Origin of the sequence: Streptomyces sp. SID9727 (genome assembly GCF_010550605.1) — a bacterium.
In the GTDB taxonomy this organism is placed as follows: Bacteria; Actinomycetota; Actinomycetes; order Streptomycetales; family Streptomycetaceae; genus Streptomyces.
This window is the reverse complement of record NZ_JAAGNI010000442.1, coordinates 20265-30286: the sequence shown is the minus strand read 5'-3', so window position 1 is coordinate 30286 and position 10022 is coordinate 20265. Positions and strand designations below refer to the sequence as shown.

Sequence of the window (10022 nt, the reverse complement as noted above, 5' to 3'; positions counted from 1 at the left end):
CAAGGGCGGCGGGGGACCAGGACCGGCCGTTGACACCCGTGCGACGCCGAGCCCCGGCGCCGCACGCGGGGCCGGTCGTGCGCCCCGCTTCGACGGGGGGACGCCCGGCCCGCGTGCTTCGGGACGCCCGGCGGCGGGTTCCGGAAGGTCGGTGCTGCGTGTTCCCGGACGCCCGGCGGCGGGCTCCAAAGGCTGGTGCCGCGTGTGCCCGGGCGCTCGGCGGCGGGCTCCGAAGGGCCGGTGCCGCGTGCTTCGGGACGCCCGGCGGCGGGCTTCGGAAGGCCGGTGAGAGTCGCCCGGGGAAGGGAGTGTTTATCGTCAGGAAGACGACTATGATCGCGACATGCCGCCCTACGACCCGTCGACCTTTCCGCCGTTCGCCGTCACCGTCGACCTGGTGGTGCTCACGGTGCGTCGGCACGCTCTCTGTGCCCTGGTGGTACGTCGGGGTGAAACCCCGTTCCAGGGCAGGTGGGCTCTGCCGGGCGGTTTCGTCAGGGCCGACGAGGACCTCGGGGCAGCAGCAGCGCGAGAGCTTGTCGAGGAGACCGGCCTCTGTGCGCAGGATCCGGCCGCCCCCGCCGTCGGCAACGGCGCCCACCTGGAACAGCTCGCCACGTACGGGGACCCTGCCCGGGACCCGAGGATGAGGGTCGTCAGCGTCGCCCATCTCGCGCTGGCTCCCGACCTGCCCGCTCCCAGGGCGGGCGGTGACGCGAACAGTGCGCGATGGGCGCCCGTCGAGGACCTGCTCGGACCCGAGGGCGGCTATGCCCCGGACGGCGAGCACCAGGCGCCGTTGGCCTTCGACCACGCGAGGATCCTCGCCGACGGGGTCGAGCGGGCCCGGTCCAAGATCGAGTACTCCTCGCTGGCCACTGCCTTCTGTCCGCCTGCCTTTACCGTCGGCGAGCTGCGTCGGGTGTATGAGGCGGTGTGGGGCGTGGTGCTCGATCCCAGGAACTTCCATCGCAAGGTGACGGGTACGCCGGGCTTCCTGGTGCCCACCGGGGGGACGACAACCCGGCAGGGAGGCCGCCCGGCCCAGCTGTTCCGGTCGGGCACGGCGACTGTGCTCAACCCGCCGATGCTGAGGCCCGAGGTCTGAGGGCCCGCCCGTCCTGCGCGGCACCCCGGGCCGCCGCGCAGTCCACCTTGCGCTAAAAGTCCTATATGTCGGGTTATCGTGCTGCAGTACTCACTCGCCGCCGGGCGGCTCCGCCTTCGCCGTCCCATCTCCTGCGAGAGAAGCGATGCTCCAGGCCATCGGACTCACCAGCGCCCCTGCCCGTGGACAAGCCCCCGCTGTGGACGACCTCACCTTCGACGCGGAGCCCGGGTGCGTCACAGCACTGCTGGGGCCGCCAGGCGCCGGAAAGACCGCGGCCCTGCGGTTGATGCTCGAACTGGAGCCGGGCCGGGGGGTCACCTACTACCGGGGCAGGCCGCTGCATCGCGTCCCGAACCCGGCCAGTGAGGTGGGAGTGGTGCTGGGCGACGTGCCGGGGCACCCTGCCCGCACCGTTCGAGGGCAGCTGCGCATGCTCTGTGCCGTGGCAGGCGTGCCCGTCTCCAGGGCCGACGAGCTGCTCGACGCGGTGGGCCTGGCCGGTCTGCGGGATCAGCGCATCGCCACGCTCTCCCTGGGCATGGATCGCCGGCTGGCGCTGGCCTGCGCGTTGCTCGGGGACCCGCACACGCTCCTTCTGGACGATCCGGCGGAAGGCTTGGCGCCGAGAGAGGCCGACTGGCTGCACGGGATGCTGCGCTGTCATGCCGAGCGCGGCGGAACCGTGGTGTTCGCGACCAGGGACCCCAGGGAAGCGGCGCGCTCGGCGGGCCATGTGGTCACCCTCGACGGTGGGCGCCTGGTCGCCGACCAGGACGGGGTGGCCTTCTCCCGCGCCCGCCTGCGGCCTCGTGTGGCGGTCCGCTCCCCGCAGGCCGTCCGCCTCGGCGCCATCGTCAGCCGGGAAGCGCGTGCTGCCCGACGGTACGTGGAGGTCGTCGCCGAGGCGGCCGGCAACCGGCTCTCCGTATACGGCAGCAGCTGCGCGGAAGTGGGCGACACGGCGTTCCGGCACGGGCTTCCCGTTCACCAGCTCGCCGACGAAGTGGGGGACACGCGTTCCGCGGGTGCGACCGATGATCCGGCCGGCCGCCACGCCGCCGGTGAGGTCGACGCCGGTGCCGCCCTCGCGGCTCAGAGCGAAGGTGTCCCGGTGCGGCCGGCCGGTGCCGGCGGCCGTACAGCGTCATCGCGGAGACCCGTCGGTGGCGACTCCACTGCCTCGTCCCGCTCCACGCGGTCCACCGCGCGGGGGGAACTCCCGCCACCGATCAGGCGGCGTCCGGCCCGGGGCCCGTCGCGGCCGGTGCGCTACGAACTGCGCCGCCTCTTCGGTGTGCGGACGACCATCGTGATCCTGGCCGTCGTTCTCGCCGCCTCGGTAGGTCTCTCCGTACTGCTGGCCCGTGACGGCCGTACCCCGCTGGTCCACGACATCGCGGCCTGGCCCGCGTTGCTGCCGCTTCCGCCTGCCGCACTCGGGGCCGGGCTTCTCGGAGCGCTCTCCTTCGGCGACGAGTTCCGTTATCCGGCACTCGCCGCCGGGCGGGGGAGTGTGCCCCGCAGACTCGGACTGCTCCTCGCCAAGCTGGCGGTGTCCGGGGCGGTCGCCTTCCTGCTGGCGTGGCTCGTCGCGCTGGGCTCGGCTGCGACCTTGCGCGTCGTCTACGGCGGGGGCCTGGTCACCATCCCCTCGAACGTGGTGCCGCTGGCGGTGGGCTGGTCCGCACTGACGGTCGGCTGCGCCTGGGCCGGGCTGCTGGCCGCAGGCGTCTTCCGGGTGACGGCCGCGGGCATCGCCGCTGTGCTCGCCGTACCCGTGGTGATGGTGCCGCTCATCGAGCGGATGCCGAAGGGGGCGACCGTACGTTCGATGGCTGGGCTTCCCGGTCGGCTGCGGGACCTGGCCTGGCTCCAGTGGCCGGCGGAGTTGGACCGGTGGATGCTGGCCGGCGCGCGGATCGTGGCACATCCCGTGGGGGCTGCCCTTGTGCTGGCCCTGTCGACTCTGACCTGTGCCTTTCTGCTCACCAGCCTTCGCGGGAGGGTCCGGTGGTGAGCGCGCGGCGTGACAGGGGACGGCCTCTCCGTAACCCGTACGGTGAAACGTCCTGTTTATACCAGTAAGGCGTCAATTGAGGGGCGGGTGCCGATCACCCTTTCGTGTGCTTTTCAGCAAAGACCTCAAGGGGCGGAGGGCGCCCGCCGACAAAGGATGCGTGAGTACCCTTGCGCACACCATGATGACCACCGCCCGCTCCGCCGATTCCGGCCTCGCCGGCCCGGGTGAACTCGACCGTTACTCGTACACGGAGGCGCCGGCCGGCGAGCGCGCCGCCGCACGCTCCTGGGATGGAGCCGAAGCCGAACTCGGCCGGGTGGGCCGACGGGGGTCGGCCAGCCGCGGCCGCGGGCTCCATGGCCAACTTGTTCAGCAGCTGGGGCAGATGATCGTCTCCGGCGACCTCGGAGCGGACCGCCCCCTGGTGCCCGAGGAGATCGGTCAGCGTTTCGAGGTTTCCAGGACCGTCGTGCGGGAATCGCTGCGCGTGCTGGAGGCGAAAGGGCTGGTCAGCGCCCGCCCCAACGTCGGTACCCGGGTGCGGCCGGTCAGCGACTGGAATCTGCTCGATCCCGACATCATCGAGTGGCGCGCCTTCGGCCCGCAGCGTGATGACCAGCGCCGCGAGCTGGGTGATCTCAGGTGGACGATCGAGCCCCTCGCCGCACGCCTTGCCGCAGGGCATGGGCGCGAGGATGTTCAGCAGCGTCTTGTCGACATGGTCGAGATCATGGGGCACGCGCTCGGCCAGGGCGACATGATCACGTGCGCCCGCGCCGACGCGGAGTTCCATTCCCTGCTGATCCAGGCTGCTGGCAATCGCATGCTGGAGCACCTTTCCGGGATCGTCTCGGCGGCGCTGCAGGTGTCCGGCGGCCCGGCCACCGCATGCGACCGGCCCAGCGAGGCGTCCCTCGCCCTGCACGCGCGCATCGTGGACGCTCTCGCGTCCGGTGACTCGGCGGGCGCCGAGTCGGCCATGCGTCAGTTGCTGGTCGGGCACCACGAGGCGGAACGCGTGGTGCCGGCGCCGCGCGAGCACTGACCGCGACGCGGGCAGGGTGCACGCGCCACGTGTCGTCGGGCCTCGACGGTCCGGCGGCACGGGGCGGTGAGATGTCGCCTTGGTCGTGTTCATCGCAAATGGGGTGTGACTCGGGCCACGCGGAACGGCCGTAACACTCCTTGAAACAGTGCGATGACTTAAGAGGTGACCGTCGCAGAAGGAATACAGCAGCCGCTCAGGGCGCTGTGCACATCTGAGGCCAAGCCCGCGCCGTCGGTGCATTCCCCGCCCGTCGGTCGTCGGTTCCAGCCCTCTCCGGGCCGGGCCGGAAGCCGTTTCCATCGTTCCGAGAGGTTGTTCGTGTCGGCCAGCACATCCCGTACGCTCCCGCCGGAGATCGCCGAGTCCGAATCTGTGATGGCGCTCATTGAGCGGGGAAAGGCTGATGGGCAGATCGCCGGCGACGACGTGCGTCGGGCCTTCGAGGCTGACCAGATTCCGCCAACCCAGTGGAAGAACGTTCTGCGCAGCCTCAACCAGATCCTCGAGGAAGAGGGTGTGACGCTGATGGTCAGTGCCGCGGAGCCGTCTAAGCGTGCCCGCAAGAGCGTTGCAGCGAAGAGCCCGGCCAAGCGCACCGCCACCAAGACCGTCGCGGCCAAGACGACGGTGACGCGGACTGTGGCGGCGCCCGCCGCCCCGTCCGCCGAGCCCGCGGACCCTTCGGCCGAGGAGGCTCCCGCGGCCACGCCCGCGAAGAAGGCCGCAGCCAAGAAGACGGCTGCCAAGAAGACCGCCGTGAAGAAGACGGCGGCCAAGAAGACGGCCTCCAAGAAGGCCGGCAAGCAGGACGAGGAGATCCTCGACGGCGACGACGTCGTCGAAGAGGTCAAGGTCGGCAAGGGCGAGGAAGAGGAGGGCGAGGGCGAGAACAAGGGCTTCGTCCTCTCCGACGACGACGAGGACGACGCACCCGCGCAGCAGGTCGCCGTCGCCGGCGCCACGGCCGACCCGGTCAAGGACTACCTCAAGCAGATCGGCAAGGTCCCGCTCCTCAACGCCGAGCAGGAGGTCGAGCTCGCCAAGCGTATCGAGGCGGGCCTGTTCGCCGAGGACAAGCTGGCGAACTCCGACAAGCTCGCTCCCAAGCTCAAGCGCGAGCTGGAGATCATCGCCGAGGACGGCCGTCGGGCCAAGAACCACCTGCTGGAGGCCAACCTCCGCCTCGTGGTCTCGCTGGCCAAGCGCTACACCGGCCGCGGCATGCTCTTCCTGGACCTGATCCAGGAGGGCAACCTCGGTCTGATCCGCGCGGTGGAGAAGTTCGACTACACCAAGGGCTACAAGTTCTCCACGTATGCCACCTGGTGGATCCGGCAGGCGATCACTCGCGCCATGGCCGACCAGGCACGCACCATCCGTATTCCGGTGCATATGGTCGAGGTCATCAACAAGCTCGCGCGCGTCCAGCGCCAGATGCTTCAGGACCTGGGCCGTGAGCCCACTCCGGAGGAGCTGGCCAAGGAGCTCGACATGACCCCCGAGAAGGTCATCGAGGTCCAGAAGTACGGCCGTGAGCCGATCTCCCTCCACACCCCGCTGGGTGAGGACGGGGACAGCGAGTTCGGTGACCTGATCGAGGACTCCGAGGCGGTCGTTCCGGCCGACGCGGTGAGCTTCACGCTCCTCCAGGAACAGCTCCACTCCGTGCTGGACACGCTGTCCGAGCGTGAGGCGGGCGTGGTCTCCATGCGGTTCGGTCTCACCGACGGTCAGCCGAAGACGCTGGACGAGATCGGCAAGGTCTACGGCGTGACGCGCGAGCGCATCCGTCAGATCGAATCCAAGACCATGTCGAAGCTGCGCCACCCGTCGCGTTCGCAGGTTCTGCGCGACTACCTCGACTAGGTCGCAGCGCCGGCACGACGCCGAGAGGGCCCGGATCCCCTAGGGGATCCGGGCCCTCTCGGCGATACGTCCCGATCTCCACGGAGGTGCCGGGCGGAGGTGCGCATCTGCGTCACTGGAATGACTCTGGGTAGGCATGGTCCATCACAGAGTCAGGAGTACGCATGTCCCGCACTGTCGTCCGCACCTTGACCGGGGCGCTCGCCCTTGCCGCCACCACGGTCGTGATACCGCTCGCTTCCTCCGCTCCGGCGGTCGCCGACAGCATCATCATCGGAGGCCGGCCGGCCCACGTGGCGGACAGCCCCTGGGTGGTCGCACTGTCCAGCCGTGACCGGTTCGGGGGTACTCGTGCCGGTCAGTTCTGCGGCGGTGTCGTGGTGGAGCCGAAGAAGGTGCTCACCGCCGCCCACTGCCTGAGCCGGGAGGCGCTGGGCACCGACGTGGACCAGGTGAGCGATCTGCGGATCATCTCGGGCCGGGACGAGCTGAACGGCACGGGCGGCAAGGAGATCCCGGTGAGCGGGACGTGGGTCAACCCCGGGTTCGACGCCGCCACCAACAGTGGGGACGTAGCGGTGCTCACCCTTTCCGAGGCGCTGCCCGAAGAGGACACGCTCCCCCTGGCCGAGGCCGGTGACCCGGCGTACCGGGCGGGCACACCCGCAGTCGTCTACGGATGGGGCGATACCACCGGCTACGGCGACTACGCGTCGTCGCTCAGGTCCGCTCAGGTGGACGTCCTGCCCGACAGCTCGTGCGAGCAGGCGTACCCGGGCGGCAGCACCGGTACGTACGAGGCCTCGTCGATGCTCTGCGCGGGCGAACCCGAGGGCGGGTACGACGCCTGCCAGGGAGACAGCGGAGGGCCTCTGGTGGCGCAGGGGCGGCTCGTGGGGCTGGTGTCGTGGGGGAATGGCTGCGGACGTGCCGGGAGCCCCGGCGTCTACACCCGGATCTCTGCCGCCATCGGCTGGATGGCGAGCGCCGACTGACCGGCGCGGACACCACGGGTACGAGAACGGGCGGCTTCCCTCACGGGGAAGCCGCCCGTCGGTCGGTCGGGACCGGCCCCTGGCTCGTCGTGGATGCAGAGGTGTCAGTGTTCCTCTTCGGCTGCTTGGGCCTGCACGGCCGTCAGTCGGTCCGTCTCATCCTGTATTTCCGCGGCGATCTTCTTGAGTTCCGGCTCGAACTTGCGACCGTGGTGGGCGCAGAAGAGCAGTTCACCGCCACTGATGAGTACGACGCGCAGATATGCCTGGGCGCCGCAACGGTCACAGCGGTCTGCTGCGGTCAGCGGGCTCGCGGGGGTCAGAACAGTAGTCACGTCGCCTCTTCTCTAGCTCGACGAGCTGTCGTACCAGGGTCAACATCCAACCAGGCCGAAAACGTTCCCGCTCGCGGCTTTTCTTCGAAACTTCTTCTCGGGATGGCCGTCTGTTGCCGGTTCGTGGCGAATGTGCCGTATTGCGTGGCGCTACGGTTTCGCGTTGCTTGGCTTGGTCAGTCCGGGCCGGCTGGCTTGCCGGTTGTTCATGAGGACGTGCCCGGAGCCTAAATGGTTCATGCCTGGAAGGGAACGTGATGTGCACGTCACCCCTCCGAGGAGATCGAACACGCATGCGATTCTGGTTTAGGGTGAGGTTCTTCTAGGGTGGCGTTTCACCCGCTCTACCAGGCATCGGTACCCTCACAGCGGCACCGAAGCCGAGCCCGTGACCCACAGGGCCCCAAATGAAATTCAGCGAGGAGCGAACCGCGTGACCGCCGATACGTCCGTGCCGTCCACTGCGCTGCTGACCGGAGCAGACCAAGACGGTTCCAACTACACCGCGCGGCACCTGCTCGTACTCGAGGGGCTCGAAGCGGTTCGCAAGCGCCCGGGTATGTACATCGGGTCCACCGACAGCCGCGGTCTGATGCACTGCCTCTGGGAGATCATCGACAACTCCGTCGACGAGGCCCTCGGCGGGTACTGCGACCACATCGAGGTCGTGCTCCACGACGACAACTCCGTCGAGGTCCGGGACAACGGCCGGGGCATCCCGATCGACGTCGAGCCCAAGACGGGACTTTCCGGTGTCGAGGTCGTCATGACCAAGCTGCACGCCGGCGGCAAGTTCGGCGGCGGCTCCTATGCCGCGTCCGGCGGGCTGCACGGCGTCGGCGCCTCCGTGGTCAACGCCCTCTCCGCCAGGCTCGACGTCGAGGTCGACCGCAACGCGACCCACTCGATCAGCTTCCGGCGGGGTGTCCCGGGGATCTTCACCGAGCCGGGCCCGGACAGCCCGTTCGACCCGGCCAACGGGCTGCGCAAGGGCAAGCGTGTCCCGAAGGCGCGCACCGGCACGCGCGTGCGGTACTGGGCCGATCGGCAGATCTTCCTCAAGGAGGCCAAGCTCAGCCTGGAGACGCTCCACCAGCGGGCCCGCCAGACGGCCTTCCTCGTCCCCGGCCTGACCATCGTCGTACGCGACGAGCGCGGTCTGGACGGCGCGGGCAAGACGGAGGAGACCTTCCGCTTCGACGGAGGCATCAGCGAGTTCTGCGAATACCTGGCCCAGGACAAGGCCGTCTGCGACGTCCTGCGCCTGACCGGGCAGGGGACGTTCAAGGAGACCGTCCCGGTCCTGGACGACCGCGGGCACATGACGGCCACCGAGGTCACGCGCGAACTGGGCGTGGACATCGCGCTGCGCTGGGGCACCGGGTACGAGACCAACGTGAAGTCCTTCGTCAACATCATCGCCACCCCCAAGGGCGGCACCCACGTGACCGGGTTCGAGCGCTCCGTGACCAAGACGGTCAACGAGGTGCTGCGCTCCTCGAAGCTGCTTCGCGTGGCGGAGGACGACATCGTCAAGGACGACGCCCTCGAGGGCCTCACCGCGGTCGTGACCGTACGCCTGGCGGAGCCGCAGTTCGAGGGCCAGACGAAGGAGGTGCTCGGTACCTCGGCCGCCAACCGGATCGTCGCCAATGTCGTGGCCAAGGAGCTCAAGGCGTTCCTGACCTCCACCAAGCGGGACGCGAAAGCTCAGGCCAGGGCTGTTCTCGACAAGGCGGTGGCAGCCGCTCGTACCCGCATCGCGGCCCGCCAGCACAAGGACGCCCAGCGCCGCAAGACGGCGCTGGAGTCGTCCTCCCTGCCGGCGAAGCTCGCCGACTGCCGCAGCGACGACGTGGAGCGCAGCGAGCTGTTCATCGTGGAGGGTGACTCCGCGCTCGGTACGGCGAAGCTCGCCCGGAACAGCGAATTCCAGGCGCTGCTACCAATCCGCGGCAAGATCCTCAACGTTCAGAAGGCATCGGTTTCCGACATGCTGAAGAACGCCGAGTGCGGTGCGATCATCCAGGTCATAGGAGCCGGGTCCGGGCGTACCTTCGACATCGACGCCGCCCGGTACGGCAAGATCGTCCTGCTGGTCGACGCCGACGTCGACGGCGCCCACATCCGGATCCTGCTGCTGACGCTCTTCCAGCGGTACATGCGGCCGATGGTCGAGGCGGGCCGGGTCTTCGCCGCCGTGCCGCCGCTTCACCGGATCGAACTGGTCCAGCCCAAGAAGGGCCAGGACAAGTACATCTACACCTATTCGGACAACGAGCTGCGCCAGCGGCTGCTGGAGCTCCAGCGCAAGAACATCCGCTACAAGGACTCGATCCAGCGCTACAAGGGGCTGGGCGAGATGGACGCCGACCAGCTGGCCGAGACGACGATGGACCCTCGCCACCGCACGCTGCGGCGGATCAACATCGGTGACCTGGAATCCAGTGAGAAGGTCTTCGACCTGCTGATGGGCAACGAGGTGGCGCCGCGCAAGGAGTTCATCACCAGCTCGGCGGCGACGCTGGACCGCTCACGCATCGACGTCTGAGCGTCGGCTCCGGGGTCCGGGACGGCATCCGGTGCCGGCCCGGACCCCGGATGCCGTCTCCACCCGTGGGTGGAGACGCGATCTCCACCCACGATC

The 10022-nt window shown here is 69.3% G+C and carries 7 protein-coding genes; 6 read left to right on the top strand and 1 reads right to left on the bottom strand.

Annotated elements, in window-relative coordinates; genetic code table 11:
- Positions 1–343: 343 nt before the first annotated feature.
- From G3I41_RS30885 to G3I41_RS30865, 5 genes are all read left to right on the top strand, one after another.
- Positions 344–1108: an NUDIX domain-containing protein gene (locus tag G3I41_RS30885; RefSeq protein ID WP_018105349.1), complete on the top strand. Its 765-nt coding sequence runs from the start codon at positions 344–346 to the stop codon at positions 1106–1108.
- A gap of 145 nt (positions 1109–1253) precedes the next feature.
- On the top strand, positions 1254–3128 hold the full coding sequence (locus G3I41_RS30880; protein WP_164403838.1) for an ABC transporter ATP-binding protein: 1875 nt from the start codon (positions 1254–1256) through the stop codon (positions 3126–3128).
- A 181-nt stretch (positions 3129–3309) separates the two neighbouring features.
- The gene (locus G3I41_RS30875) at positions 3310–4176 is read left to right on the top strand and encodes a FadR/GntR family transcriptional regulator (protein ID WP_203601894.1); all 867 of its coding nucleotides are present in this window, start codon (positions 3310–3312) and stop codon (positions 4174–4176) included.
- 321 nt (positions 4177–4497) lie between these two features.
- Positions 4498–6045, top strand: coding sequence for an RNA polymerase sigma factor (locus G3I41_RS30870; RefSeq protein ID WP_164403836.1), 1548 nt, complete (start codon positions 4498–4500; stop codon positions 6043–6045).
- 164 nt (positions 6046–6209) lie between these two features.
- The gene (locus tag G3I41_RS30865; RefSeq protein WP_164403835.1) at positions 6210–7040 is read left to right on the top strand and encodes a serine protease; all 831 of its coding nucleotides are present in this window, start codon (positions 6210–6212) and stop codon (positions 7038–7040) included.
- A gap of 104 nt (positions 7041–7144) precedes the next feature.
- Here G3I41_RS30865 and G3I41_RS30860 read toward each other — a convergent pair whose 3' ends face one another.
- A complete protein-coding gene (locus G3I41_RS30860) occupies positions 7145–7375 on the bottom strand; it encodes a hypothetical protein (protein WP_018105354.1) in 231 nt (76 codons plus the stop codon).
- Between the two features lie 433 nt (positions 7376–7808).
- Here G3I41_RS30860 and G3I41_RS30855 point away from each other — a divergent pair, with 433 nt between their 5' ends.
- Positions 7809–9926: a DNA topoisomerase IV subunit B gene (locus G3I41_RS30855; protein ID WP_164403834.1), complete on the top strand. Its 2118-nt coding sequence runs from the start codon at positions 7809–7811 to the stop codon at positions 9924–9926.
- Positions 9927–10022 lie beyond the last annotated feature (96 nt).